24 protein-coding genes and 2 tRNA genes are annotated in these 25,061 nt (G+C 71.7%); 6 read left to right on the top strand and 20 right to left on the bottom strand.

What is annotated here, in order from left to right:
- Nucleotides 1-27: 27 nt before the first annotated feature.
- The 4 genes from E9228_RS13335 to E9228_RS13320 form a co-directional block, all read right to left on the bottom strand.
- A tRNA-Thr gene (locus E9228_RS13335) sits at nucleotides 28-99 on the bottom strand.
- Between the two features lie 90 nt (nucleotides 100-189).
- Nucleotides 190-1,416: a M23 family metallopeptidase gene (locus tag E9228_RS13330; protein WP_166781038.1), complete on the bottom strand. Its 1,227-nt coding sequence runs from the start codon at nucleotides 1,414-1,416 to the stop codon at nucleotides 190-192.
- Nucleotides 1,417-1,561: 145 nt separating this feature from the next.
- A complete protein-coding gene (locus E9228_RS13325) occupies nucleotides 1,562-2,392 on the bottom strand; it encodes an inositol monophosphatase family protein (protein WP_166781037.1) in 831 nt (276 codons plus the stop codon).
- A gap of 169 nt (nucleotides 2,393-2,561) precedes the next feature.
- A tRNA-Tyr gene (locus E9228_RS13320) sits at nucleotides 2,562-2,644 on the bottom strand.
- Nucleotides 2,645-2,804: 160 nt separating this feature from the next.
- Between E9228_RS13320 and E9228_RS13315 the strand changes: the two genes are divergently transcribed.
- Both E9228_RS13315 and cls read left to right on the top strand, forming a co-directional pair.
- Entirely contained in the window at nucleotides 2,805-3,293 is a 489-nt protein-coding gene (locus E9228_RS13315) for a YajQ family cyclic di-GMP-binding protein (protein WP_166781036.1), read from the top strand.
- Between the two features lie 33 nt (nucleotides 3,294-3,326).
- Nucleotides 3,327-4,787 carry a cardiolipin synthase gene (gene cls / locus E9228_RS13310; RefSeq protein ID WP_166781035.1) on the top strand — a complete coding sequence of 487 codons (1,461 nt, stop codon included), beginning with the start codon at nucleotides 3,327-3,329 and terminating at the stop codon, nucleotides 4,785-4,787.
- 68 nt (nucleotides 4,788-4,855) lie between these two features.
- Here the strand turns inward: cls and E9228_RS13305 are convergent, their stop codons facing one another.
- The 4 genes from E9228_RS13305 to E9228_RS13290 are packed head-to-tail and all read right to left on the bottom strand — an operon-like array spanning nucleotide 4,856 to nucleotide 9,318.
- Entirely contained in the window at nucleotides 4,856-5,983 is a 1,128-nt protein-coding gene (locus tag E9228_RS13305) for a heparan-alpha-glucosaminide N-acetyltransferase domain-containing protein (RefSeq protein WP_166781034.1), read from the bottom strand.
- Between the two features lie 19 nt (nucleotides 5,984-6,002).
- On the bottom strand, nucleotides 6,003-7,379 hold the full coding sequence (locus tag E9228_RS13300) for an FAD-dependent oxidoreductase (RefSeq protein WP_166781033.1): 1,377 nt from the start codon (nucleotides 7,377-7,379) through the stop codon (nucleotides 6,003-6,005).
- A 25-nt stretch (nucleotides 7,380-7,404) separates the two neighbouring features.
- Entirely contained in the window at nucleotides 7,405-8,481 is a 1,077-nt protein-coding gene (locus E9228_RS13295; RefSeq protein ID WP_166781032.1) for a polyprenyl synthetase family protein, read from the bottom strand.
- Nucleotides 8,482-8,529: 48 nt separating this feature from the next.
- A complete protein-coding gene (locus E9228_RS13290) occupies nucleotides 8,530-9,318 on the bottom strand; it encodes a demethylmenaquinone methyltransferase (protein ID WP_166781031.1) in 789 nt (262 codons plus the stop codon).
- A gap of 92 nt (nucleotides 9,319-9,410) precedes the next feature.
- On the opposite strand from E9228_RS13290, the gene E9228_RS13285 reads away from it, so the two are divergent.
- Nucleotides 9,411-10,670 carry an isochorismate synthase gene (locus E9228_RS13285; RefSeq protein WP_341849892.1) on the top strand — a complete coding sequence of 420 codons (1,260 nt, stop codon included), beginning with the start codon at nucleotides 9,411-9,413 and terminating at the stop codon, nucleotides 10,668-10,670.
- A 91-nt stretch (nucleotides 10,671-10,761) separates the two neighbouring features.
- Here the strand turns inward: E9228_RS13285 and menD are convergent, their stop codons facing one another.
- Both menD and E9228_RS13275 read right to left on the bottom strand, forming a co-directional pair.
- Nucleotides 10,762-12,666 carry a 2-succinyl-5-enolpyruvyl-6-hydroxy-3-cyclohexene-1-carboxylic-acid synthase gene (gene menD / locus E9228_RS13280; RefSeq protein ID WP_166781030.1) on the bottom strand — a complete coding sequence of 635 codons (1,905 nt, stop codon included), beginning with the start codon at nucleotides 12,664-12,666 and terminating at the stop codon, nucleotides 10,762-10,764.
- A complete protein-coding gene (locus E9228_RS13275) occupies nucleotides 12,581-12,949 on the bottom strand; it encodes a PLDc N-terminal domain-containing protein (protein WP_166781029.1) in 369 nt (122 codons plus the stop codon). Before E9228_RS13275 ends, menD begins: the two co-directional genes overlap by 86 nt.
- 82 nt (nucleotides 12,950-13,031) lie before the next feature.
- On the opposite strand from E9228_RS13275, the gene E9228_RS13270 reads away from it, so the two are divergent.
- Complete coding sequence (locus tag E9228_RS13270) at nucleotides 13,032-13,355, top strand: DUF4229 domain-containing protein (RefSeq protein WP_166781028.1); 324 nt, start codon at nucleotides 13,032-13,034, stop codon at nucleotides 13,353-13,355.
- 30 nt (nucleotides 13,356-13,385) lie between these two features.
- On the opposite strand, the gene E9228_RS13265 is transcribed toward E9228_RS13270, so the two are convergent.
- The 4 genes from E9228_RS13265 to E9228_RS13250 are packed head-to-tail and all read right to left on the bottom strand — an operon-like array spanning nucleotide 13,386 to nucleotide 16,911.
- On the bottom strand, nucleotides 13,386-14,390 hold the full coding sequence (locus tag E9228_RS13265) for a 1,4-dihydroxy-2-naphthoate polyprenyltransferase (protein WP_166781027.1): 1,005 nt from the start codon (nucleotides 14,388-14,390) through the stop codon (nucleotides 13,386-13,388).
- A 28-nt stretch (nucleotides 14,391-14,418) separates the two neighbouring features.
- On the bottom strand, nucleotides 14,419-15,555 hold the full coding sequence (locus E9228_RS13260) for an AMP-binding protein (RefSeq protein WP_166781026.1): 1,137 nt from the start codon (nucleotides 15,553-15,555) through the stop codon (nucleotides 14,419-14,421).
- A complete protein-coding gene (locus E9228_RS13255; RefSeq protein WP_166781025.1) occupies nucleotides 15,555-16,484 on the bottom strand; it encodes a 1,4-dihydroxy-2-naphthoyl-CoA synthase in 930 nt (309 codons plus the stop codon). Before E9228_RS13255 ends, E9228_RS13260 begins: the two co-directional genes overlap by 1 nt.
- 49 nt (nucleotides 16,485-16,533) lie before the next feature.
- On the bottom strand, nucleotides 16,534-16,911 hold the full coding sequence (locus E9228_RS13250) for a hypothetical protein (protein WP_166781024.1): 378 nt from the start codon (nucleotides 16,909-16,911) through the stop codon (nucleotides 16,534-16,536).
- Between the two features lie 148 nt (nucleotides 16,912-17,059).
- Between E9228_RS13250 and E9228_RS13245 the strand changes: the two genes are divergently transcribed.
- Nucleotides 17,060-18,073, top strand: a complete 1,014-nt coding sequence (locus tag E9228_RS13245) for an o-succinylbenzoate synthase (RefSeq protein WP_341849891.1) — start codon at nucleotides 17,060-17,062, stop codon at nucleotides 18,071-18,073.
- 84 nt (nucleotides 18,074-18,157) lie between these two features.
- Here E9228_RS13245 and ccsB read toward each other — a convergent pair whose 3' ends face one another.
- The 6 genes from ccsB to E9228_RS13215 form a co-directional block, all read right to left on the bottom strand.
- The gene (gene ccsB, locus E9228_RS13240) at nucleotides 18,158-19,174 is read right to left on the bottom strand and encodes a c-type cytochrome biogenesis protein CcsB (protein ID WP_425248379.1); all 1,017 of its coding nucleotides are present in this window, start codon (nucleotides 19,172-19,174) and stop codon (nucleotides 18,158-18,160) included.
- Complete coding sequence (gene resB / locus E9228_RS13235) at nucleotides 19,171-20,925, bottom strand: cytochrome c biogenesis protein ResB (RefSeq protein ID WP_166781022.1); 1,755 nt, start codon at nucleotides 20,923-20,925, stop codon at nucleotides 19,171-19,173. The genes ccsB and resB overlap by 4 nt, the downstream gene beginning before the upstream one ends.
- Entirely contained in the window at nucleotides 20,909-21,655 is a 747-nt protein-coding gene (locus tag E9228_RS13230; RefSeq protein WP_166781021.1) for a cytochrome c biogenesis protein CcdA, read from the bottom strand. The genes resB and E9228_RS13230 overlap by 17 nt, the downstream gene beginning before the upstream one ends.
- A gap of 3 nt (nucleotides 21,656-21,658) precedes the next feature.
- Entirely contained in the window at nucleotides 21,659-22,291 is a 633-nt protein-coding gene (locus E9228_RS13225; protein WP_166781020.1) for a redoxin family protein, read from the bottom strand.
- Nucleotides 22,288-22,944: a histidine phosphatase family protein gene (locus tag E9228_RS13220; RefSeq protein ID WP_166781019.1), complete on the bottom strand. Its 657-nt coding sequence runs from the start codon at nucleotides 22,942-22,944 to the stop codon at nucleotides 22,288-22,290. The genes E9228_RS13225 and E9228_RS13220 overlap by 4 nt, the downstream gene beginning before the upstream one ends.
- A 78-nt stretch (nucleotides 22,945-23,022) precedes the next feature.
- Nucleotides 23,023-24,513 (bottom strand): SulP family inorganic anion transporter, encoded by a 1,491-nt coding sequence (locus tag E9228_RS13215; protein WP_166781018.1) that lies wholly within the window; start codon nucleotides 24,511-24,513, stop codon nucleotides 23,023-23,025.
- A 77-nt stretch (nucleotides 24,514-24,590) separates the two neighbouring features.
- Between E9228_RS13215 and E9228_RS13210 the strand changes: the two genes are divergently transcribed.
- Nucleotides 24,591-24,989 carry a MerR family transcriptional regulator gene (locus E9228_RS13210; protein ID WP_166781017.1) on the top strand — a complete coding sequence of 133 codons (399 nt, stop codon included), beginning with the start codon at nucleotides 24,591-24,593 and terminating at the stop codon, nucleotides 24,987-24,989.
- Nucleotides 24,990-25,061: the final 72 nt, after the last annotated feature.

Raw genomic sequence — 25,061 nt, 5'->3', positions numbered from 1 at the left:
CCGCGAAGTGACAGCACTGCGAGTCGGAGCCCCGAGTCAGGATTGAACTGACGACCCCTTCCTTACCATGGAAGTGCTCTACCACTGAGCTATCGGGGCGAGTACCGCGAGCGGCACCACACGAGGATAGCAGACCCGGAACGTTGGTCTGGAACCGACCGTGACGCCCGGGCGTGCCGTCCGCGAGGGCTAGTTCGCGTTGGCCTCGAGCCACGCCAGCGGGTCCACCGGGACGCCGTCGATGCGGATCTCGAGGTGCAGGTGCGGGCCGGTCGAGTTGCCCGTGCTGCCGACCAGGCCGAGGGTCTGGCCGACCTTCACCTGCTGGCCCTGCACCACCTGGAACGAGTTGTCGAGCATGTGCCCGTAGACGCTGACGAACTGCTTGCCGTCGACGTCGTGCTGGATCCAGACGTCGTTGCCGAAGCCGCCGTCGTCCGCCTGCACCTTGATGACGGTCCCGTCGGCGACGGCGCCGATGGCCGTCCCGGCACCCGGGGCGAAGTCGACGCCCTGGTGGAAGGTCGAGCAGAAGGAGCACCCCGCGACCTGGCGGCCGCCGAAACCGGACGAGATCGGGACGCCGACCGGGAACGGCCACTGGATCGTGCCGTCGGCGTCGTTCGTGAACGTGGACGAGTCCGTCGCCATGCCGACGGTCGGGGCGACCACGACGGGCTTCGGCTCGGACACCGTGTAGGCGTCCCGGTCCACGGAGCCCTCGACGGCGTCCCCCACGGAGAGCGACTGCGCGGCCTGCACGGAGGCACGGACCGTGGCGGCACCCGGCTGCGGGACGTAGAGGGCCTGCGCGGGCAGCGAGGTCGAGACGACCAGCCCGGCGGTGAAGAGCAGCGCGCCGACGACCGTCACGCCCGAGGCGGTCCGACGGAACGACGCACCGGACTTCCGCGACCCACGACCGGCGGCCGGAGCGGTCCGGGCGATGTGCCGCGTCGCACGGTCGACCCGGGGTCCGTCGGCGATGGCCGGGACGGTCGGGACGGCACCGGAGCGCATGGGCTTCGGCGCAGCGACGCGAGCGGCACGCTTCGCCGACGGCGCTCGACGGGACGACGCAGGGCGGGCGGCAGCCGGAGCGGCCGCGGCCGACGTGCGCTCGGCGAGCGGGGCGACGATCGGCGAGGACGGCGCCGGCGGCGTCAGCGGCGCAGCACTCGACGCGGGGAGGACGGGCGACGACGGGGCCGGCGGGGTCGCGGGGCCGGCCGTCGCGGGACGGGCGGCACTGCGGTCGGGCGACGCGACGGAGCGGTCGGTGGTCGAACGGCGGCGGGACGTCTTCGCGGCGGAGCGTTCGGCTTCGATCCGGGCTCGTCTCGTCAGGTGCACGGACGGCGTCGCCTCAGGGGCGGTGCGGTCGATGGTCGTGGGCGTCTGCGAGGAGTCGAGCATGCGTTCGGTGATGATCCTGAGTTCGAGGCACGGGCGCTCGTCGGTAACGAGCAGGTAACGGGACTCCAGAACGGTAGCAAAGGACCTCTGTCCCCGCCAGTCGTGTGGACGCCTGTGCAGCACCCCCAGAGCAGGTGCCGTCGGGTCAGGACCCCAGGACGTCGTCCTCGAGGGTGCGCACGAGTGTGGCGAGGTCCTCGACGATGCTCGGCGCGGCGAAGAGGAAGGACCGCGTGTCGCCGACCTCCCAGGTGCGGACGTCCGCTCCCGCGGCGGCGGCCACGATCGACCCGGCGGCCATGTCCCACGGGTTGATCCCACGCTCGTAGTACGCGTCGACGGTGCCGGCCCCCACGGCGCAGCAGTCGAGGGCGGCCGCCCCGGCGCGACGGACGTCCCGCACCTCCGTGACGAGGCCGGCGAGGACCGCGGCCTGCTCCCACCGACGCTCGGCCGTGTACCCGAAGCCGGTGGCGACGAGCGTCTCCGCGAGGGACTCGGGTGCGGACACGGACAGCGGTCGACCGTCCAGGGTCGCCACTCCCCCGGCGACGGCGCGGTACACCTGCCCGGTCGCGGGCGCGATGACGACCCCGGCGACGGGCTCCCACATCGAGGGGTCGGGAACGCCACGGACGACGCCGATGCTCACGGCGTAGACGGGGCTGCCGTAGAGGTAGTTGACGGTGCCGTCGATCGGGTCGACGACCCAGGTCAGGCCGGAGGTGCCGGTCGCGGCGCCGGACTCCTCACCGAAGAAGGCGTCGTCGGGACGGGCTTCGCCGATGCGCCGGCGGATGAGTTCCTCGACCTCGCGGTCGGCGGCGGTGACCACGTCGGCGATGCTCGACTTCCGGTCGGCGACCTCGACCCCTTCGGCGCGGCGCTGCACGGCGAGCGCGGCGGCTTCGCGGGCGATCGTCTCGGCGAGGTCGGCGAGGGCATCAGGAGCAGCGGACACGGCAGCATTCGACATACCCCGATCCTGCCCGAACAGCCGATCCCCCGCCGCTCCGCCCGGATCCGCCGAACGACTCGGCTCCGCCGTCCCTCCGCTACGCCGTCCCCCCGGGCAGCAACGCAAATGGCCCCGTCCGAGGACGGGGCCATTCGTGGAAGCCAACACGAATGTGTCGCTAGCACAGTGGCGAGTGAGGGATTCGAACCCCCGGAGGCATACGCCGGCTGATTTACAGTCAGATCCCTTTGGCCGCTTGGGTAACTCGCCATGTGCGCACCCGGCCCGTGTCATCACCGACCGAAGGCGCGGTGAAGAGCATAGCCGATGTCCGGAGGTGCTCGCGACCACGGCCTAACGCTGGCCGGGTGGCGGCGGCGGGGCGGGCCTCCCGGAACAGGCCCGCGTGCCGCCGGATAGGCTGTCCGGCATGGCAGACAGCTCCTTCGACGTGGTCAGCAAGGTCGACAAGATGGAGGCGGAGAACGCCCTCAACCAGGCGGCGAAGGAGATCGAGCAGCGGTACGACTTCAAGGGCGTCGGTGCGTCCGTCGCGTTCAGCGGCGAGGACGTCCTCATCAAGGCCTCGACCGAGGAGCGCGCGCTGGCCGTCCTCGACGTGCTGCAGACGAAGGCGATCAAGCGCGGCATCAGCCTGAAGAGCCTCGACGCCGGTGACCCGTTCCCCTCGGGCAAGGAGTTCCGCATCGAGGTGTCGTTCAAGAACGGCATCGAGCAGGACATCGCGAAGAAGATCGGCGCGTTCATCCGGGCCGAGGCACCGAAGACGGTGAAGAGCCAGGTGCAGGGCGACGAGCTGCGGGTCTCCTCGAAGAGCCGCGACGACCTGCAGCAGACCATCCAGCTGCTCAAGGGCCAGGAGTTCGACGTGCCCTTGCAGTTCATCAACTTCCGCTGACCCGCGCCCCCCGCGCAGACACCGACCCACACCGTGGAGCACTGGCTCGTCGTCGCGTTGATCATCCTCCTGGTCCTGCTGGACCTGGCGATCCGCGCCTTCTCCCTCGTCTACGTCCCGATCGACCGGAAGCCGCAGACGGCCACGGGCTGGTTGTTGGCGATCTTCCTCATCCCCTACATCGGCTTCATCCTGTTCCTCGTCCTCGGGTCGACGAAGCTGCCGAGGTCGCGCCGTGAGAAGCAGACCGAGATCAACCGCTACATCCTCGAGCAGACCGAGGGCATCGAGCGGGTGCGCCGCGACCACCCGTGGCCGGCGTGGCTGGAGAGCATCACCCGGCTGAACCGACAGCTCGGGGCGATGCCGCTCGTCGGTGGCAACCAGGCCGAGCTGTACCCGCACTACGACGACGCGTTCGCGGAGATGACCCACGCCGTCGACGCCGCACGCCGGTTCGTGCACGTCGAGTTCTACATCGCCTCGCTCGACGACACGACGCGGCCGTTCTTCGAGTCGCTGGCGCGGGCGCAGGCCCGTGGAGTCACGGTCCGGTTCCTCATGGACCACTGGGCGAGCAAGAGCTACCCGTACTTCAAGGACACCCTGGCGTTCCTGGACGCGGCCGGCATCGAGTGGCACCTGATGCTGCCGCTGCTGCCGATGGAGGGGAAGTTCCAGCGCCCGGACCTCCGCAACCACCGGAAGATCCTGGTGGTGGACGGCTCGGTGGCGTTCACGGGCTCGCAGAACCTCATCGACCGCTCGTACGACACGAAGGCCAACATCGAGCGCGGGCTCCGGTGGCGCGACCTCTTCGCCCGGTTCGAGGGCCCGGTCGTCGCGGGCATCAACGCCCTGTTCGTCACCGACTGGTACAGCGAGACCGACGAGCTGCTGCTCCGCGAGAGCGACCCGGTGCACCGCGCCGACCGTCAGGACTCGCTGGACTGCCAGGTCGTGCCGTCCGGCCCCGGCTTCGACGGCGAGAACAACCTGCGCCTGTTCAACGCGCTGCTGTACTCGGCGCAGGAGCGGGTGTCGATCACGTCGCCGTACTTCGTCCCCGACGACTCGATGCTCTACGCGATCACGACGACCGCGCAGCGCGGGGTCGAGGTCGAGCTGTTCGTCGGCGAGATCGGTGACCACGCGATGACGTGGCACGCGCAGCGCTCCTACTACGAGGGGCTGCTCCGCGCGGGTGTGAAGATCTGGCTGTACCGCGCGCCGACGGTGCTGCACGCGAAGCACTTCACGATCGACGACGACGTCGCGGTGATCGGCTCGTCGAACATGGACATGCGCTCGTTCACCCTGAACCTCGAGATCTCGGTGATGGTGCGGGGGAAGTCCTTCGTGGACGCGCTCCGGGACGTCCAGGACGACTACCGCGCTGCCAGCCGCGAGCTCACGCTGGACGAGTGGCTGACCCGCCCGCGTCGGTCACGGGTGTTCGACAACGTCGCGCGGCTCACCGCGGCGCTGCAGTAGCGCACGGCCGGGAGGCCCGTCACCGGTCCGCCTCGTCGGCCGGCCCGGGCTGTGGTCGGTCCGGTCGGTCAGGCCCGCACCGGCGCCGGTGCGGGGACCGCCGAGGCGATCTGCGCGGTCAGCCGTTCGAGTGGCCCGCGTCCGAGGAACCGGCGCCAGAGCATCGCGAACAGCACCGCGCCGACGACGAAGCCCCACCAGGTCCTCGGGCCGTGCGGCAGGTCCGGCCACACGGCGATGACGACGAGGTGCAGCGCGTACACCGTGAGCGGCATCGAGCCGACCGCCGCGAACGGGAACGCGATCCGGGTGACGAGCGGTCCGTGCCCGTCGACGACCAGCCGACACAGCGCGATCACGGCGACCGCGATCGCCGCGGTGCCGACGACGTCGACGACCGAGGACGAGTGGTCCCGCGGCGACAGGAACACCTGGGCGAACGTCTGGCCGGCGTCGGAACCGGAGGGGACGAACGGCACACCGGGGAACGCGGACGTGGTGTCGAACGGGATCGGCGCGGCGGCGTTCCCGACGACGTAGGCGGCGGTCGCGACCACGGTGCCGGACGCGAGGAGCAGGACCTGCCGCCCCGCGCCTCCCGGCCGAGACCGCGCGACCGCGAGTCCGACCAGGACGTACGTCGCGAACGTGACGACCGGGTAGACCAGCCCGAGCTGCACGCCGAACATGTCCGCGTCGGCGTAGAGCGGGAGGATCGCGATCGCGACCGGAGCCGCCGCGGCGGCGCAGCCCGCGGCGAGCAGGAGCAGTGCCGACGGTCGCCAGCGGAGGACCGGCAGGGCCAGCAGGAACAGGGCGCCGTAGGTCGGCAGGACCACGTAGACGGGTGTCTGCAGTGCCATCAGCAGCAGGCCGACGACGACCACCACGACGGCGCGCAGTGCGAGCCGTGCGCGGACGCGTCCGATCTGCGGCGGACCAGGCGGGTGGTCACGGCCGCTGACGAGTCCGATCGACACCCCGGCGAGCACCGCGAAGAGCGCGGCGGAGCGGCCGTTCACCACGGCACCGAGGCTCGTCGGGTCGGTCCAGTCGACGTTCTCGGCGACGTCGCCGACGTGCGCGGCCATCATGCCGAACAGGGCGAGCGACCGGGCCACGTCGACCCCGACCAGCCGCCCGGACGGCGCGGCGCCCGGCGCCCCACGTGGAGGTGCCGGGCGCAGCGTCGTCATGCTCGGACCCGGGGGTCGCTCAGGCCTGCGAGTCGGCGTGGGACCGTCGCAGCGAGACGTCGATCATCTCGTCGCGCGGCACGACCTTGACCCGCGCGCGGCCCTGCGGCTCGCCGAGGGCGATCTCGTGCTGGTCGAGGGCGTGCCAACCGGCGAGGTCGGTGAAGTCGACGCCGCGCTCGCGGAGCAGTGCCGGGATCGCCGCTTCGGACGGGTCCTCCGGGCTCCACCAGGTGCCCTGGTCGGTGACCACGTGCTGCACGGTCTCCATCGCGTCGGACTTCGTGTGCCCGATCAGGCCGACCGGCCCACGCTTGATCCATCCGGTGGCGTAGACGCCGGGGAGCCGGTTGCCGTCGGTGTCGAGGACCTGGCCCTCGTGGTTCGGGATGACGCCGTAGCGCTCGTCGAACGGCACGCCGGGCAGCGGCGACCCGACGTAGCCGACCGCACGGTAGAGCGCCTGGATCGGGATCTCGCGGATCTCCCCCGTGCCCTCGACACCGCCCTGGCCGTCCGGACGGGTGCGCTCGTACCGGATGGCGCGGAGCGTGCCGTCCTCGTTGCCGAGGAGCTCGAGCGGCTTGGCGTAGAAGTGCAGGTGCAGGCGGCGGCTCGCCGTGCCGACCTCGCGCGTCCGCCACTGCTGCAGCACCCGGTCGATGACGGTGACCTGCTTGTTCGTCGCGATCGCGAGCTTCGAGGCCTCGTCGTGGTCGAAGTCCTCGTCGTACACGACCATGTCGACGTCGCGGAGTTCACCGAGTTCGCGGAGTTCCAGCGGCGTGAACTTCACCTGTGCCGGTCCGCGACGACCGAAGACGTGCACGTCGGTGACGGGCGAGGCCTGCAGCCCCTCGTACACGTTCGCCGGGATCTCGGTCGGCAGCAGGTCCTCGGCGTGCTTCGCGAGGATGCGCGACACGTCGAGTGCGACGTTGCCGTTGCCGATGACGGCGACGCTCTCCGCGGTCAGCGGCCAGGTGCGCGGGACGTCCGGGTGGCCGTCGAACCAGCTGACGAAGTCAGCGGCCCCGTACGAGCCGTCGAGGTCGATGCCGGGGATGTCGAGGTCGGCGTCCTTGATCGCACCGGTCGAGAAGACGACCGCGTTGTAGTGGCGCTTCAGGTCCTCGAGGGTGATGTCCTCGCCGAAGCGGACGTTGCCGAAGATCCGGATGTCGCCGCGGTCCAGCACGTCGCGGAGGGCGTTGACGATGCCCTTGATACGGGGGTGGTCGGGGGCGACGCCGTAGCGCACGAGGCCGTACGGGGCCGGCAGCTGCTCGAACAGGTCGATCGAGACGTCGAAGCCGCGCGCTTCCCGCAGGAGGATGTCCGCGGCGTAGATGCCGGCCGGACCGGCGCCGACGATGGCGAGTCGGAGGGTGGGCACTGTTCGGTCTCCAGTTTCGTTCAGGTCAGCGGCTGCGGTCGACGACCGTCTCCGCGAACCGGGTGAGGGCTCGTTTGACGGTGCCGTCCGGCAGGGGTGCCAGGGCGGCGACCGCCTCGTGGGCCCAGCTCGCGGCGAGGGCCCGGGTCGCCAGGGTCGCCTCGTGCTCGCGGAGCTCGGCGACGGCGCTCTGGTAGGCGTCGGAGTGCACCGCGTCGTCGGGGGCGTCACGGACGTCCTGCTCGATGCGGGCCAGGAGGGCCGCGGCGCCCTCGTCGGAGGCGGCGCGGCGGCGGAGCTGCAGCAGGGGCAGCGTGTCGACGCCGGCACGGAGGTCGTTGCCCGCGATCTTGCCGGTCTTGTCCTTCGCCGGTGCCAGGTCGATCACGTCGTCGACGAGCTGGAAGGCGACGCCGACCTTCTCGCCGAAGGTGCCGACGGCCTCCAGCAGGGAACGGTCGGCACCGGAGAACAGCACGCCGGCGCGCGCGGCGGTCGCGATGAGGGACCCCGTCTTGTCGCTGAGCACGTGGATGTAGTGCTCGACGGGGTCGTCCTCGGGCCGGGGCCCGGTCGTCTCGTGGAGCTGGCCCATGCAGAGCCGCTGGAAGGTCTCCGCCTGCATCCGGATGCCCTCGGGTCCGAGGTCCGCGGTGATCAGCGAGGCACGGGCGAAGAGCAGGTCCCCGGTGAGGATCGCGATGTTGTTGCCGTACGTCACGTGGGCGGCGGGGACACCGCGGCGCACCGGGGCCTCGTCCATGACGTCGTCGTGGTACAGCGATGCCAGGTGCGTCATCTCGACGCTGACGGCGGCCTTCACCACGTGGTCGGTCACGCCGTCGCCGAGCTGTGCGATGAGCAGCGTGAGGGTCGGCCGGATGCGCTTGCCGCCCGCGGAGAGCAGGTAGCGGCTGGTGGTGTCGGCCAGGGTGTCGGCGGAGCGCATGGCGTCCTCGAGTCCCTGCTCGACGAGCTCGAGCCCGTCGTCGACGGCCGCGATGAAACGACGGTCCGCCGGGGTGGCGAACAGGCGCTCACCGATGCCCAGGGACGCTCGGAGACTCGGTGCGCGTCGTGCGACCGGGACACTCGGGTTCAACTGCTGCTCCGTACTCGCGGGGTGGCGGTGGGGACCTGGGCCGCGGGCCTAGGCCTCGGGCTCCACGCGGGGCTGCTCGCCGGTGGGCTGGTGCTCGCGACGTGCCTTGGCGCGCCGGGCGGCGGACTCGCGGACACTGCCCTCGACCGGCTTGCGGCCACGGTGCAGTGCGACGATGCCGGCGGTGAGGTTGCGGTGCGCGACCATCGTGAAGCCGACGCCGCGGAGCCACTGGCTCAGGACCTGCTGGTCGGGCCAGGCCTCGATGGACTCGGCGAGGTAGCGGTAGGCGGCCGGATTGCTGCTCGACAGCTTCGCGATGCCCGGCAGGACCCGCCTGAGGTACGTGTTGTAGCCGAACCGCAGCGCGGCGAACGGCGGGGTGGAGAACTCGCAGATGACGAGCCGACCGCCGGGCTTGAGGACCCGGAGCATCTCGGTGAGGGCCTGCATCGGGTCGTTGACGTTGCGCAGACCGAACGAGATCGTGACGGCGTCGAAGGACTCGTCCTCGAACGGCAGGTGCTCGGCGTCACCCTCGACGAAGGTGATCTCGGGGTGGCGTTCACGGCCGACCGCGATCATGCCCGACGACAGGTCGAGGGCGGTGACCTCGGCACCCTTCTTCGCCAGGGCAGCCGAGCTCGTCCCGGTGCCGGCAGCGAGGTCGAGCACGCGCTCGCCCGGCTGGGGGTCGACGGCCTTGACCGTCGCGACGCGCCACAGCGGTGCGTTGCCCGCCGACAGGATGTCGTTGGTCAGGTCGTACTTCGCCGCGACGTCGTCGAACATGGCCGCCACTTCGTCCGGCCGCTTCTGCATGTCCGCTCTGCTCACCCAGTCATCCTAGAGGCCGCGACCGGACGTCTCCCGGTAGGCGTGCAGGAGCGCAGCATCCCCGGGCGCGCCCCGACGCGTAGCATCGGTCCGTGACCCGTCCTCCCACAGCGGTCCGGCCGCTCACGGTCTCGACCCGGATCCTCGACGACCCGGGAGCCGTGCTCCGACACACCCTCGCCGGGAACCCGATGGCCTTCGTGCGGGGCGGCGACGGGATCGTCGGGATCGGCGAGGCCATGCGCTTCGAGTTCTCCGGTCCGTCCCGGATGCGTGACGCGTCCGCCCGCTGGCGGGAGATCGTCGCCGCCGCCGCCGTCGACGACCCGGTCCGGCTCCGGGGCAGCGGCCTCGTCGCGTTCGGCACCTTCGCGTTCGCCGACGACTCGGCCGCCACGAGTGTCCTCATCGTGCCGCGTGTCGTGGTCGGCCGCCGTCGGGGCCGGGCGTGGATCACCGCGATCGACACCACCGACGCCCCGGCTCCCCTGCCGTTCACGAGCACCTCGGTGCCGGTGCCCCGCGTCGGCCCGCACGTCTCCGTCGCGCTGCACCCCGGCGCCGTCGACGAGGACGCCTACGCGGCATCGGTCGCCGCAGCAGTGACGGCCATCACGGCCGGACGCGCCCAGAAGGTCGTCCTGGCCCGCGACCTCGTCGGGACCCTGCCGCCCGGGGCAGACCGGCGCGCGGTGCTCCTCGACCTGGCCGCCGCCTACCCGACCTGCGTGACCTTCGCCGTCGACGGGCTCATCGGGGCCACCCCCGAGACGCTCGCCCGGACGGAGGGCCGCACCCTCACCGCGCGGGTCCTCGCGGGCAGTGCTGCTCGGGGTGCGGATGCCGAGAGCGACCGGGTCGCCGCCGAGACCCTCGCCGCGAGCACGAAGGACCTCGAGGAGCACGCCTTCGCGATCTCGAGCCTGGTCGCCTCGCTGCGGCCGATCGCGACGGACCTCCGGGTGGACCCCGAACCGTTCCGCCTGCAGCTGCCGAACGTCTGGCACCTGGCGAGCGACGTCGAGGCCGTCCTGCCCGCCGGCGTCACCGCGCTCGACGTCGCGGACGTGCTCCACCCCACCGCAGCGGTCGCCGGGACCCCCACCGACGTCGCCGTGCGGCTCGTCGCCGAGCTCGAGGGCGTGGACCGCGGACGGTACGCCGGTCCGGTCGGCTGGCTCGGCGCCTCCGGGGACGGCGAGTGGATGCTCGCGCTCCGGAGCGCGCAGATCGACGACGACGGCACGGTCCGCGCGTGGGCCGGGGCGGGGATCGTCGCCGGCTCGGAACCGGCACGGGAGGTCGCGGAGACCCGCCTGAAGTTCCGGCCGGTCGTCGACGCGCTGGCCTGAGCGGACGCGCTGCTCGGCCGGCCCCTCCCTGATCAGTCGGATCGGTCGGGTCAGCCGGGTCATTCGGATCAGTCGGGTCAGCCGGCCAGCGTCAGTCGGCCAGCGGCACCTCGATGACCACGCGCTCGGCCGGATCGGTGAGGACGCGTTCGAGGTCCCCCCACGTCTCGGCCCGGCGGTACTCCCATCCGAGCCCGGTGACGACCCGTTCGACGTCGACGTGCTGCGGCGTCGTCATCATCCGGCGCATGTCCTCCGGCGCCGTGGTCGCCGCGACCTCGAGCCCGCGGAAGATCGCGCCGCCGCCGTCGTTGCCGACGACGACCTGCAGACGCGGGTGTGCCTCCTCGGTCCCCGTCACGAGTCCGCCGAGGTCGTGCAGGAACGTCAGGTCGCCCACGACGACCCGGGTCGTGCCGACGGCGCCGGACTCCGCCTCGAGCGCGGTGGCGATGCCGAGCGCCGTCGAGATCGTCCCGTCGATGCCGGCGAGCCCGCGGTTGGCGTGCACCCGGATCTTCTTGCCGGCGACCGTCATGTCGGCCTCCCGGATGATCTGGGACGCGCCGAACACCAGACGGTCGTGCGGCCACGTGACGCCCCACACCGCCTCGGCCAGCATGGCGCGGTCCACGGGTCGACGGCGGAGCGCGACCTCGTCCCGGAGGAACCGGTTCCGCTCGGCTCGGTCCGCGGATCGCTTGGCGTCGAGGTCCGGTCCGGCATCACCCTCGCCGAGCAAGGACCGGCTCGCGGCGACCCAGCGGCCGACCCAGGCGCGGTGCGCCGGTCCGGTCCGCTCGGTGACGCGGACGTCCGACACCACCTGCGTCGCGGCGTCCGGACGGGAGGCACGGGCCGGGTCGTACACGTCGGCTCCGGCACCACGGACCACGACGGTCTCGACGTCCGCGCGCTGCAGGAGCGCCGGCACCTCGCGGCTGAGGGTCGGGTGCCCGAGGACGACCGCCCGGCGGACGCGTCCGCCGAACTCGTCGTCACGGAGGAGTTCGCGGTACGCGGCTGCCAGGTTGCGCCCGAAACGGGCACCGCTCGACACCTCGGCCAGGAGCGGAGCGCCCAGTTCCCACGCGATCCGTTCGGCGTTGACACCCGCATCGTGTCCGGCGATGACCACTGTGGCGGGCTCGTCGTCCGGCGCGAGCTCGGCGACCGGCAGCGCGGCGGTCGTCCGGCGTGTGGCGTACGACCGGTCCACCTGGTCGTCGGGCACACCGTCGACCTGGTCGAGGCCGGCGGACAGCGGCTCGCGGAACGCGAGGTCGAGCTGCACCGGACCGGGCTGACCGGAGTGCCCGGCAGCGGCGGCGACGGCCTCGCGCACCAGCGAGCGGACGGTGGCGCGGACGTCGTCGTCGACGCCGTGCACGCTCGGCGCCTGCACGTCCCGGACGAAGGACACGGCGGGCCCGAAGACCCCGGGCTGCACGGTGGTCTGGTTGCTGCCGATGCCGCGCAGCTCGGCCGGACGGTCCGCCGACACGACGATCATCGGCACGCCGGAGTGGTGCGCCTCGAGCACGGCCGGGTGCAGGTTCACCACGGCGGTCCCCGAGGTCGTGACGACCGCCGCAGGACGGCCGGACTCGACGGCCAGGCCGAGCGCGAAGAACCCGGCCGTCCGTTCGTCGAGCCGCACGTGCACCGTGATGCCACCCGCACGTTCGAGTGCGACCGCGGCGAGGGCGAGGGCCTGCGAGCGCGAGCCCGGGCTCACCACGACGTCGGTCACGCCGGCGCGGGCGAGTTCCTGCAGGAAGGCGAGGGCGAAGTCGGTCGCGGGACTGCCGGATCCGCTCGGGCCCGGACGACCGTCAGCGGCAGCGCCTTCTGCGGCAGCGCCTTCTGCGGCAGCGCCGTCAGCGGCAGTGCCGTCAGCGGCGGTGCCGTCAGCGATCGGGGCGGCTGTCGTCGTCGCCGTCGTGGAACTGGTCTTCGAGGGATCGGAGGGTCGCGTCGTCCTGGTCCTTGTCATCGCTCTTCCGCCCGGCGGTCGCGCCGCCGAGGAAGTCGGGGTCGTCTTCGGGACCACGGTACCCGGCACCACCGCCACCGTCGCCGCGCGCTCCGGCGACGGGCGTCCGGCCGAGCAGGAACCACAGCACGCCGCCGAGGACCGGCAGCACGACGACCAGCAGGACCCAGACGCCCTTGCGCAGCGACCGGACCCGGTTCCGCGGCATGGTGGCGCAGTCGATCAGGGCGAACACCGTGAACGCCACGGCGGCGACGACGATGACGAGCCACAACCTGACCATCCTCGAAGTGTAGGTCGGGCGGCTGTGACCGCCCTGGCCTTCGTCCGGTCGCCGTGGAGAACGGCATCCGTACACTTGCAGGGTGAAAGCGTGGCTCGTCTACACCCTGGCTCGGCTCGGCATCTTCGTCGTGGCACTCGTCGTGCTGCTCGTGATCGGGCTGCCCTGGTACTGGGCGGCGATCGGTGGCGCGCTGATCGGGCTGCTCGTGTCGTACATCGCGCTGCCGGGCCTCCGCGGGGCCGTGACGACCAGCATCGCCGAGCGCCGCGCCCGTCCGGAGCGGGACGCGGACAGCGACTTCGAGGACGACTTCGTCGACACCGCTGACGCCACCGGTACCTCGGACGTCAGCGACGCGAGCGACACCGACCTCACCCTGCGGAAGCGCCCGGACGAGGACTGACCCCCACGCGCGGCCTCGGCCGAGCGGCGGCTACGGCTGGACGGCGAGCGTGACGCCGAGCACCACGCCGTACGCCAGCGCCGAGAACGACGACAGCTGCAGTGCCGTGATGAGCTCGCGCGGCTTCCGCGAGGTCACGCCGATGAGCAGCGCCGGCAGCGCGAGCAGCAGCGAGAAGTACGCGAAGCCGGACCGGAAGTACAGCAGCACGAACCAGACCAGCACGACGTAGGGCAGCAGCAGGAAGAGCGCGAAGAGCACCCGCGCCACCGGCCCGCCCACCACGACGGCGAGCGTGCGCTTGCCGGCAGCGGTGTCCTCGTCGATGTCCCGGATGTTGTTCACCATGAGCACCGCGCAGGCGAACAGGCCCGCTGCCACCGCGGCGGCCCAACCGCTGAGGGTCGCCTGCCCGATGAGCACGTACTGCGTGCCGAGGACCGCGACGAGTCCGAAGAACACGAAGACGAAGACCTCGCCCAGGGCGTTGTACCCGTAGGGCTTCTTGCCGCCGGTGTAGAACCACGCGGCGACGATCGCGGCCGCGCCGACGAGCAGGAGCCACCAGAGCTGGGTGAGCACCACGATGACGATGCCGGCGACCGCGGCGAGCCCGAAGAACGTCAGCGCCACGGTGAGCACCGTGCGGGGCTTCGCGAGGCCGGCGCCGGTCAGCCGGGCCGGGCCGACGCGGAACTCGTCCGTGCCGCGGACACCGTCCGAGTAGTCGTTGCTGTAGTTCACGCCGATCTGCAGGAACAGCGCGACGGCGAGCGCGAGCAGGGCGATCGCCAGGTGTGCGTCCGTGCCGAGGAACGCCCCGAAGTCGCCGGTCGCCTTGCTGTCGACGTAGGCCACCGCGGTACCGAGCACGACGGGTACGACGCCGAGGGTCAGGGTCCGCAGTCGTGCGCCGCCGATCCAGTCGCGCGCGGTCGCCCGCCGTGCGGTGCGCTGCGGGGCAGCGGCCTTCGCCGGGTTGCCGGACCGGCCCTTCGGACGTGTCGTGTTCTTCGATCGTGCCACGACCGCCAAGCGTACCGGCGCTGCCGGGAGGCCGGGCTCACCCCGGCGGATCGGCCAACGTCCGCACCGCGCGCCGGTCGGGTTTGCCGGACGCCAGCATCGGCATCCGGTCCACGACCAGCACCTCGGCGGGGCGGGCGGCACGACCGAGGGCGTCGGCGACCCGGGCGCGCACGACCTCGAGGTCGACGGGGTGCTCGGTGACGACGACCGGCACTTCGCCCCACTCCCCCGATGCCCGCCGGGTGACGACGGCACCGTCCTGCCCGGGGAGCTCCCGGACGATGCGTTCGACCGCCCCGAGCGGGACCTTCTCGCCGCCGGAGATGACGACGTCGTCGAGTCGACCGGTGACCCGGATGCGACCGTCGACGATCGTCGCGGCGTCCCCGGTCCGGTACCAGCGGTGCCCCTCACGCTCGGTGAAGGCCGCCGCCGTCCGCTCCGGGTCGTCGAGGTACCCCTCGGCGAGCATCGGACCGGCCAGCTGCAGTTCCCCGTCGACGAGCTCGGCGCGGACGGTGCCGAGCGGCGTGCCGTCGTACACGCAGCCGCCGCTCGTCTCGCTCGCCCCGTACGTCGTCACGACGCGGATCCCTGCGGCACGAGCGCGCTCGCGCAGGGCCACCGGGGTCGCCTGTCCTCCGACCAGGACCGCGTCGAACCGCCCGAGTGCGGCCGTCGCCCGCGGGTCGTCGAGCACCCGGGCGAGCTGCACCGGCACGAGCGACGTGTACCGACGAGGTGCCGCCGGCCCGACGACGAGCCGGTCGACGGCGTCGGCGAACACCCCCGCGTCGAAGTGCCCGGGTCCCACGACGACCGGGGTCGTGCCGGCGGCGATCGACCGCGTCAGGACGTTGAGCCCGGCGATGTAGTGCGTCGGCAACGCGAGGAGCCAGACGCCCGGTCCGCCGAGGGCGGCGTCCGCGGCGGCCGCACCGGCGAGCAGCGCCTCCGAGGACAGCGCGACCCGCTTGCCGGTCCCGGTGGAGCCGCTCGTCTCGACGACCAGGGCGACCCGCTGCGGCACGTCGGCCGGTGGCGGTGTCGGCAGCGCCGGGGCCCCCTCGGCGACGGGGAGCAGTGCGGGGCCGCCGGCGAGTGCCGCCTCCAGTCCGCGCAGCACCGCCATCGGGTCGGACGCGCCCAGCGCGACGAGCGGACGGGTCATCAGTAGTGCCAGGGGAACGCGGTCCAGTCGGGCGAGCGCTTCTCGAGGAACGAGTCGCGGCCCTCGACGGCCTCGTCGGTGCCGTAGGCGAGGCGCGTGGCTTCGCCGGCGAAGACCTGCTGGCCGACCATGCCGTCGTCGACCGCGTTGAAGGCGTACTTGAGCATCCGGATCGCCGTCGGGGACTTGCCGAGGATGGTCTCGCCCCAGCGGATGGCCTCGCGCTCCAGGTCCTCGTGCGGCACCACCTTGTTCACCGCGCCCATCTCGTAGGCACGCTGGGCGGAGTACTCCTCGGCGAGGAAGAAGACCTCGCGCGCGAGCTTCTGACCGATCTGCTTGGCGTAGTAGGCACTGCCGTAGCCGCCGTCGAACGACCCGACGTCGGCGTCGGTCTGCTTGAACTTCCCGTGCTCGGCGCTGGCGATCGTCAGGTCGCAGATCGCGTGCAGCGAGTGACCACCGCCGGCAGCCCACCCCGGGACCACGGCGATGACGACCTTCGGCATCATCCGGATGAGGCGCTGGACCTCGAGGATGTGCAGCCGGCCCATCGACGCCTGCGCGGCGGCCGGGTCGACGCCCTCGGGCGGGGCGCCCTCGTCGCCGACGTACTGGTAGCCGCTCCGGCCCCGGATGCGCTGGTCGCCACCGGAACAGAACGCCCAGCCGCCGTCCTTCGGGCTCGGGCCGTTGCCGGTCAGCAGCACGACGCCCACGCGGGGGTCCTGACGGGCGTCGTCGAGGGCGCGGTAGAGCTCGTCGACGGTCCGCGGGCGGAAAGCGTTGCGCACCTCCGGGCGGTCGAAGGCGACGCGCACCATGCCGCCGGAGACGTGCTTGTGGTACGTGATGTCGGTGAACCGCTCGGCGATCGGAGCGGGGGTCCAGACGTCGGGGTCGAACAGGTCGGAGACGACAGAGGGCATGCTCCGAACCTACCGCTGGGCTCCTGCCCGGGCGGTCGCCGGGGGCCGGCTAGCGGCCGCTCATCCCGGAAAGCATCTCGGGCGCGACGATGACGATCAGGACGATGAGGATCACCGGGTTCGCGAAGAACGCCACCACCACGCCGACGACGCCGTACCACCGCCCGAACGACCCGACGGCGGCGATGAAGCCGAGGACCGCGGCCACCAGGGTCAGGAAGACCACGACGAAGCAGATGCCGAACGCGAAGGTGGTGTCGCCGCCCACGAACACGGCGAACGCGCTGGCGTCCACCGCGGCGGCGACCACCGCCAGGCCGAGGGCGATCTTGCCGGTGATGGGGTTCTTCCGACGACGTGCTGCGGGCTGTCGGTGGACGTCGACCGTGCCCTGACGCATCAGCCGCGCGAACTCGTCCGTCGCCACCGAGCCTCCTCGTCCGTCCCGACCGGTGTCCCTGATCGGCACCGGCACTGCCGACCGGTGGTCGACCGCAGCGATGCTAGTGCGCTGCCCTGGCGGTCCCCTCGGAGAGTCCGGGAGACCCCCTGGGCGGCCCTGCGAGGATGGCCGGGTGCCCGATGTGACCCTGCCCACGCCCGACGCCGTCCCGGAGCTGCACGACCTGCTCGCGACCGCTCGGGTGGTCGCCCTGCCGATGCGGGTCCGCTTCCGCGGCATCACCGTCCGCGAGGCCCTCGTGCTCCGCGGCCCCGAGGGCTGGACCGAGTTCTCCCCGTTCGTCGAGTACGACGACACCGAGTCCACTGCCTGGCTCCGCGCCGCGGTCGACTTCGGCTGGACCCGACACGACCCCGGTGCCGACAGCGTCCCCGTCAACGCCACCGTGCCCGCGATCCCCGCCGAGGACGTCGCCGACCTGCTCCGCCGCTTCCCCGGCTGCACCACCGCGAAGGTCAAGGTCGCCGAGCCCGGCACGAGCGTCGAGGACGACGTCGCCCGCGTCGCCGCGGTCCGGCGCGTGATGGGCGAGGACGCCGACGTCCGCGTCGACGCGAACGGCCTGTGGGACCTCGATCAGGCCACGGCGGCGCTCGGACGACTCGCCCCGTTCCGGCTGCAGTACGCCGAGCAGCCCGTGGCCTCGGTGGCGGACCTCGCGGTGCTGCGGGCCCGGGTCGCCGGGCTCGGCCTGCGGATCGCCGCGGACGAGAGCGTCCGGAAGGCCTCGGACCCGCTCGCCGTCGCCCGCGCCGGTGCAGCGGACGTGCTCGTCGTCAAGGCGCAGCCCCTCGGCGGCATCACCGCAGCCGGGGCCGTCGTCGCCGAGGCCGGACTGCCCTGTGTCGTCTCCAGCGCCATCGACACCTCGATCGGCCTCGGCATGGGCGCCTTCCTGGCAGCCCGGTCGATGGCCCCCGGGTTCGCGGCCGGGCTCGGCACCGCGGCGATGTTCGCCGGCGACGTCACCACCGAGCCGCTGCTGCCCGTGGACGGTCGCATCGCGGTGCGCCGGGTCGAGCCCGACCCCGGTCTGCTCGACCGGTGGGCGGCCTCGCCGGAACGGACCGAGTGGTGGCTGTCACGGCTCCGTCGCGTGCACGCACTGCTCGTGGGTCGGCCCTAGGGCCGACCCCGGGAACGACAGGAGGCCCGACACCGGCTGGTGTCGGGCCTCCTGTCCGTCAGTGGTGCATGGCCGTGGCGGGTCTCACAGACCGGAGTAGCTGTGCAGCCCCTTGAAGAAGACGTTGACCACGGAGAAGTTGAACATCACGGCGGCGAAGCCGATGAGGGCCAGCCAGGACGACCGAGCGCCGCGCCAGCCGCGGGTCGCCCGAGCGTGGATGTAGCCCGCGTAGAGGACCCAGATGATGAACGTCCAGACCTCCTTCGTGTCCCAACCCCAGTAGCGGCCCCAGGCCCGCTCGGCCCAGATCGCGCCGGCGATGAGCGTGAAGGTCCAGAGCACGAAGCCGACGAGGATCACGCGGTAGCTGAGGACCTCGAGGCGGTCGGCGTCGGGCAGGGTCTCCATGAAGCGCAGACCGCGCGAGACCGGGCGGCCCTGGCGGTACGTCTGGACGAGCTGCGACACCGCCAGGCCCGCACCCAGGGCGAAGAACCCGGTGCCGGCGATGGCGACGAAGACGTGGATGACGAGCCAGTAGGACTCGAGCGCGGGGACGAGCGGCCGGACCGGGACGTAGTAGTTCACGGTCGCGATGCCGAGCAGGATGATCACCAGGCCGGTGATGAACACACCGAGGAACTTGAGGTCCTGCCAGAACTGGACGAGCAGGAACACGGCGATGATCAAGCCGGTCCCGGTCAACGAGAACTCGAACATGTTGCCCCACGGCACACGGTCGGCCGCGATGCCGCGGAGCACGATCGCACCGATGTGGACGACGAGCGCGAGGACCGTCATGGCCATGCCGACCCGCTCGAACTTCGATCCGCGCTGGCCGTTGCCACCACCGACGCCGTCGCCGTCGCGCTTCTGCTGGACGCGCTCGAGGACGACGGTGCCGCCCTGGACGGTCGCGACCGTGGTCGCCGTCGCGTCGTCGCGGTCCGACGACGACCCGGTGCGGGTGGTCTCGAGCCCGACGTCGCCGGCGCGCTTCGCCATGTCGAGCGCGAAGGAGATGAACGCGATGACGTAGACCGCCATCGCGGAGTACGTCAGCACGACCGAGTAGGTCGCAAGGGTCGTCGTGTTCACTTGCTGATCCTAACGCCGAGGTCCGACATGTGCTTCTGGGCGATGTCCGCCACCGCGCGTTCGAGGTTGGGGTCCTCACCGCGGGCGAGCCCGGCGTACTCGAGGTCGAACTCGCCGTCCTCGGAGCCGAGTCGACGGACCGCCTTCACCCACACGCGACGGCGCGGCACGAACAGCGACGTGAGCAGACCGAGCACCGAGAGGATCGCGAAGAAGGCGACCCAGAGCTGCGACGGGTCGTGGTGGACGTCGAGGGACACGTACCGCTTGACCCCGTCGAACGTGATCGACCCGGCGCCGTCGGGCAGCTGCTTCGTCTGGCCGGGCTTCATCGCGATGCTCGCGGTGTCCGACTGTCGGCCTGCGATCTGCTGCAGGCCCTTCGTCGAGAGCTGGTAGACGCTCTGCGGGACGCCGTCGTCGAGCCCGAGGTTGCCGGTGTACACCTGCAGCGACAGCATCGGGTTCTTGATGTCCGGGTAGTTCGAGGTGAACGCTCCGGCGTTCGTGCCGCTGGTCTGCTGCACCGCGGTCGGGTAGAAGAACCCGATCATGCCGAGCTGGTCGGGCGAGGCGTCGGGGACCTTGATGACGCCCGTGGAGGTGTAGTTGCCGTCGTCCGGCAGGAACGGCACGACGTCCTGGAACGCCACGTCCCCCTTGCCGTCCCGCACGGTGACCTGCATCGCGTAGCCGTTGCCGAGCAGGTAGACGTTCGTGCCGCCGATCGACAGCGGCTCGTTGACACCGAGGCGGCTGGTCCTCGCGGTGCCGTCCTTCGTGCGCGCGGTCACGGTGGCCGAGTAGTCGGTCGCCTGTCCGAGGGCGTCGAGGTTGGTCTCCTCGTACTTCGTCGTGAACTTGTCGAGGGTCAGGTTGTAGCCCTCGAGGTCCGACTGCGAGAACCAGCGTCCCGGGTTGAACGAGTCGTAGGAGCCGAGGACGTTGGTGAACGTCTGCCCCTCGACGAGCAGCCGCTGCCCGGTGTAGCTGAACCCGCCACCCAGGCCGACCGCGAGCAGGACGCCGACGAGCGCCGAGTGGAAGACCAGGTTGCCCGTCTCACGCAGGTAGCCGCGCTCGGCACTCACCGAGTCACCGAACCGCTCCACGCGGTAGCCCGCTTTCTGCAGCTGGGTCATCGCCGTCGTGATCGCATGGTCCACCGACGGGAGGCCCGTGGCCGCGCCCGCCGCGCCGCCCACCGCCGCGCCGCCCACCGTCTCCGGGCTGATCGTCACGGACCGGTAGCCGGCCAGACGGCCGAGGCGCGCCGGGGTCCTCGGCGGCCGGGTGCGGAGGGCCTGCCAGTGGTGGCGGGTGCGCGGGACGATGCAGCCGATGAGCGAGATGAAGAGCAGCAGGTAGATCGCCGAGAACCACACGGACGTGTAGGTGTCGAACACCTGCAGTTTCTCGAGCACCGGCGACAGCTGCGGGTGGCTGTTCTTGTACTGGACGACGCCGTTCGGGTCGGCCTGCGTCTGCGGCACGAGTGACCCCGGGATCGCCGCGAGGGCGAGGAGCATGAGCAGGAAGAGCGCCGTGCGCATGCTCGTGAGCTGCCGCCACGCGAACCGCAGGTAGCCGACCAGACCGAGCTTCGGCTGGGCGATGCCGTCGGCGTCGTTCCGGACGACGGGCGTCCCGTCGACGTGGTCGGACGGGCGCTGCGGGTCGGAGGAACTGTCGGCGCCGGTGGTGCCGGCGTCCGTCACGTCGTCCCCGTCGATGTCAGACCGCGGGGACATAGCTCTGGATCACCGCCCCGACGCTCGACATGACGGCCGACCAGATGCCGGTGACCATGAGCAGACCGATGACGATCAGGATCGCTCCTCCGATGATGTTGACGGTGCGCATGTGCCGCTTGACGACACCGATCGCGCCCGAGGCCCAGCCGGCACCGAGTGCGACGAGCAGGAACGGGACGCCGAGTCCGATGCAGTACGCGATGCCGAGCACGACGCCCTGCCAGGCGCTGCCGGACTGGAAGCTGATGAGGTTGATGGCCGCGAGGGTCGGGCCGATGCAGGGCGTCCACCCCAACGCGAAGACGATGCCGAGGAGCGGCGCACCGAGCAGGCCCGTGCGCGGCGTGAAGCTCGTCTTGACGGTCCGCTGCAGGAACGTGAACCGACCGATGAACACCAGGCCCATCGCGATCACGACGATGCCCATGAGCTGGACGATCAGGTCACGCCAGCGCACCAGCCAGAAGCCCACGGCGCCTGCGGCCGCGGAGCCGAGGACGAACACCACGGTGAAGCCGAGCACGAACAGGAGCACGCCGAGCAGCACGCGCCCGCGGGAGTGCCGGCTGCCGTCGGCGATGCCGCTGACGTAGCCCAGGTACCCGGGCACGAGCGGCAGCACGCACGGGGACAGGAAGGACACCAGGCCGGCGAGTGCCGCCACCGGCAGACCGACGAGGAGCTGCCCGCTGAAGATCGCGTCGGCGAAGGGGTTGCCACTGGACACCGGTCAGGACGCCTTGCCGCTGAGCTCGTCGTCCACCAGGGTCTTCAGGATGCTCGGCCCGTCGACGGCACCGAGCACGCGGGCGGCCACCCGGCCCTTCTTGTCGAGGACGATCGTGGTCGGCACGGCGTTCGGGGCGATGTCGCCGGAGAGCGCGAGCTGCATGGTGCCGGAGCGGGCGTCGAGCACGGTCGGGTAGTCGACGCCGAACTTCCGCTCGAACGCCTTCGCGGTGCCGGCTTCGTCACGGACGTTGACGCCGATGAAGCGCACGTCGTCGTCGGCGAACTCGTCCTGGACCGTGTTGAGGTGACCGGCTTCGGCGCGGCACGGCGGGCAGCCGGCGTACCAGAAGTTGATGACCACGACGTCGCCGCGCATCGCCTTCGCGGACAGCTGGTCGCCGTCCATGGACTCCGCGGTGAAGTCGATCGGCGCGGTCCGCTTGTCGACCGCGACCTCGGTGACGGCGCCGGTGCCCGAGATGTAGTTCTGGGTGCTGCCCTTGCCGTACTGCTGGGCGAGGCCGCCGTCCGCCGAGCTGCACCCGACCAGCACGAGTGCTGCGGCGACGGCGATCGCCGCGGCTCCGGTGGTCCGGAGACGGGCGCGGTTCGTTCGGGTCGTGCGGGTCACACTGCTCCTTCGTCGACGGCTGACGCGCGGAGGTCCGCCGCCGGGTCCGCGTACCCGACCTCGGTGAAACGACCGGAAGCGGTGTCGGGTACCCGCTGGAGGCTCGTGATGCTGGAGAGGTCACACCGGCGCTTCCGCGGGTCGTGCCAGAGCGGCTCCCCGGCCAGGCGACGGTGCACCATCCAGATGGGGAGCTGGTGGCTGACGAGGACGACGTCCCCGCCGTCCACGCTCTCCCAGGCGGTCGTGACGGCGGCGAGCATCCGGTTCGCGATCGACTCGTAGGCCTCGCCCCAGCTCGGACGCCAGGGGTTCGCGATCCACGGCCACTCGCTCGGGCGACGGACGGAGCGCTTGGTGAACCCGGGGGGCTGGCCCTCGTACCGGTTCGTCGGCTCGATGAGGCGTTCGTCGAGTCGGACGTCGAGCCCGTAGGCGGCCGCCCAGGGAGCGGCGGACTCCTGCGTGCGCTGGAGCGGCGAGGCGACGATCGCCCGGACGTCGACCCCGGCGTCCTTCCAGGCAGCGGCGGACGCCCCGGCCATCCGGGTGCCGAGCTCGCTCAGACCGAAGCCCGGGAGCCGCCCGTACAGGACACGGTCGGGGTTGTGGACCTCGCCGTGGCGCACGAGGTGGATCGTGTTCGCGGGCATGGGTTCCAGTGTAGGTCGGTCCTGCTCGCCCACCGGCCGCACAGCAGATCCACGGCTGCACAACCGTTCAGTGGGCCGTCATCCGAGGTGGCCGGAGAGCCGTCCGTGCAGGGCGGTCGACCCGGTGTCGAGGTTGACGACCTCGACGCTCGACCCGTGCTGGGCGAACCGCTGTTCGATCCCGTCGAGTGCGGCCACCGTGCTGGCGTCGAAGACGTGTGCGTCGGCCATGTCGATGACCACGTGTGCCGGGTCCGCCGCGTAGGAGAACCGGGTGACGAGGTCGTTCGACGACGCGAAGAACAGGGCGCCCCGGACCCGGTACCGGACGGTGTGCTCGTCGACGGGTTCCCGGACGACCTCGACCACGTGGGCGACGCGGCGGGCGAAGACGAGCGCGGCGACGACGACACCGACCAGCACCCCGGTCGCCAGGTTGTCCGTCGCCAGCACCACCAGCACGGTGGTGACCATGACGGCGGTCTCCCCCAGGGGCATCCGCCGGAGCGTCCGTGGCCGGACGCTGTGCCAGTCGAAGGTCGCGACGCAGACCATGAGCATGACGGCGGTCAGTGCGGCCATGGGGATCTCGGCGACCACGTCGTGCAGCACGATCGTGAGGACCAGGATCGCCGCGCCTGCGGTGAAGGTCGACACCCGCGTCCGGGCACCGGCGGTCTTCACGTTGACGACGGTCTGGCCGATCATGGCGCAGCCGCCGGTGCCGCCGAAGAACGCGGCGGCGATGTTCGCGATGCCCTGGCCCCAGGACTCCCGCCACGCGCTCGAGCGGGTCTCGGTGACGGCGTCGACGAGCTGCGCGGTGAGCAGGGTCTCGATGAGGCCGACGATCGCGACGCCGAACGCGTACGGCGCGATGAGCCGCAGGGTGTCGAGCGTGAACGGCACGGTGACCCCGTTGAACCCGGGCAGTGCCGTCGGGAGCGCACCCTCGTCGCCGACGGTCGGGACGGCCACGCCGAACAGGACCGTGATGCCGGTGATCACGACCACGGCGATGAGCGGCGCCGGGACCGCCTTCGTGACGTACGGGACGCCGACGATGAGCCCGATGCCGAGCGCGGTGAGGGGCCACACGACGACGGGGACGTCGTCGCCGAACAGGTTCGGCAGCTGCGCGGTGAAGATCAGGATGGCGAGCGCGTTGACGAAGGCGACGTTGACGCTCCGCGGGATGAACCGCATCAGCCGGGCGACGCCGAGGAACCCGAGCGCGAGCTGGAACAGGCCGCCGAGCACGATCGTCGGGACCAGGTAGGCGACGCCGTGGTCGCGCACCAGCGGCGCGATGACGAGGGCGACGGACCCCGCCGCGGCGGAGATCATCGCCGGACGGCCGCCCACGATGGAGATGACGATCGCGAAGACCACGCTCGAGAAGAGCCCGACGGCCGGGTCGACGCCCGCGACCACCGAGAACGAGATGGCCTCGGGGATCAGGGCGAGCGCGGTGACCACGCCGGCCAGGACCTCCCGGGTCAGGAGGCGCGGCGAACGCAGGGCGGACAGGACGCTCGTCGGGCCGGGGACGGTGCTGGTGATCGACATCGGCGACAACTCTACCGTCGCGTGAGGGTTGCGGCGACCGGAGCACCTTCCCCACCGCCTCTGCCACGATGGCGGGCATGACCGACCCGGACGTCCCCGCCACCATGCACATCGGCGAACTCGCCGAACGCACCGGGATGTCGCTCCGGTCCATCCGGCACTACGACGAGGTCGGGCTCCTCGTGCCGAGCGGTCGGACGTCCGGCGGCTTCCGGGTCTACACGGCCGGGGACCTCGAACGCCTGCTCGTCATCCGACGGATGAAGCCGCTGGGGTTCACGCTCGAGGAGATGGCCGGTCTGCTCCGGGTCGTCGACGGGCTGGCGACGGCGGATCCCTCCGAGGCGCCGGCACTTGCTGCACGGCTCGACGAGTTCCTCGATGACGCCCGGGCCCGGCACGCCAAGCTGCTGGAGCGGGCCGCCATGGCCGAGGAGTTCATCGGGACCCTGGGACGGCTGCGCGCCTCGGTCTGACCGGTGTGGGGACTCGGGTGGCCAGGCCGCAGCACCTGCTGGGACCCTCCGTCATGAGTCCCACCCCGCCGC

Origin of the sequence: Curtobacterium salicis (assembly GCF_011759505.1) — a bacterium.
Classification (GTDB): domain Bacteria; phylum Actinomycetota; class Actinomycetes; order Actinomycetales; family Microbacteriaceae; genus Curtobacterium; species Curtobacterium salicis.
The sequence above is the reverse complement of the archived record's forward strand: the minus strand, read 5'-3'. Positions and strand labels throughout refer to the sequence as shown.

Excerpts from the sequence above, each read along its gene's own strand:
- E9228_RS13330 (WP_166781038.1), bottom strand. The coding sequence starts at position 1,416 with ATGCTCGACTCCTCGCAGACGCCCACGACCATCGACCGCACCGCCCCT.
- E9228_RS13325 (WP_166781037.1), bottom strand. The coding sequence starts at position 2,392 with ATGTCGAATGCTGCCGTGTCCGCTGCTCCTGATGCCCTCGCCGACCTC.
- E9228_RS13315 (WP_166781036.1), top strand. The coding sequence starts at position 2,805 with ATGGCAGACAGCTCCTTCGACGTGGTCAGCAAGGTCGACAAGATGGAG.
- E9228_RS13305 (WP_166781034.1), bottom strand. The coding sequence starts at position 5,983 with ATGACGACGCTGCGCCCGGCACCTCCACGTGGGGCGCCGGGCGCCGCG.
- menD (WP_166781030.1), bottom strand. The coding sequence starts at position 12,666 with ATGACAAGGACCAGGACGACGCGACCCTCCGATCCCTCGAAGACCAGT.
- E9228_RS13275 (WP_166781029.1), bottom strand. The coding sequence starts at position 12,949 with ATGGTCAGGTTGTGGCTCGTCATCGTCGTCGCCGCCGTGGCGTTCACG.
- E9228_RS13260 (WP_166781026.1), bottom strand. The coding sequence starts at position 15,555 with ATGACCCGTCCGCTCGTCGCGCTGGGCGCGTCCGACCCGATGGCGGTG.
- E9228_RS13255 (WP_166781025.1), bottom strand. The coding sequence starts at position 16,484 with ATGCCCTCTGTCGTCTCCGACCTGTTCGACCCCGACGTCTGGACCCCC.
- resB (WP_166781022.1), bottom strand. The coding sequence starts at position 20,925 with ATGTCCCCGCGGTCTGACATCGACGGGGACGACGTGACGGACGCCGGC.
- E9228_RS13220 (WP_166781019.1), bottom strand. The coding sequence starts at position 22,944 with ATGCCCGCGAACACGATCCACCTCGTGCGCCACGGCGAGGTCCACAAC.
- E9228_RS13215 (WP_166781018.1), bottom strand. The coding sequence starts at position 24,513 with ATGTCGATCACCAGCACCGTCCCCGGCCCGACGAGCGTCCTGTCCGCC.
- E9228_RS13210 (WP_166781017.1), top strand. The coding sequence starts at position 24,591 with ATGACCGACCCGGACGTCCCCGCCACCATGCACATCGGCGAACTCGCC.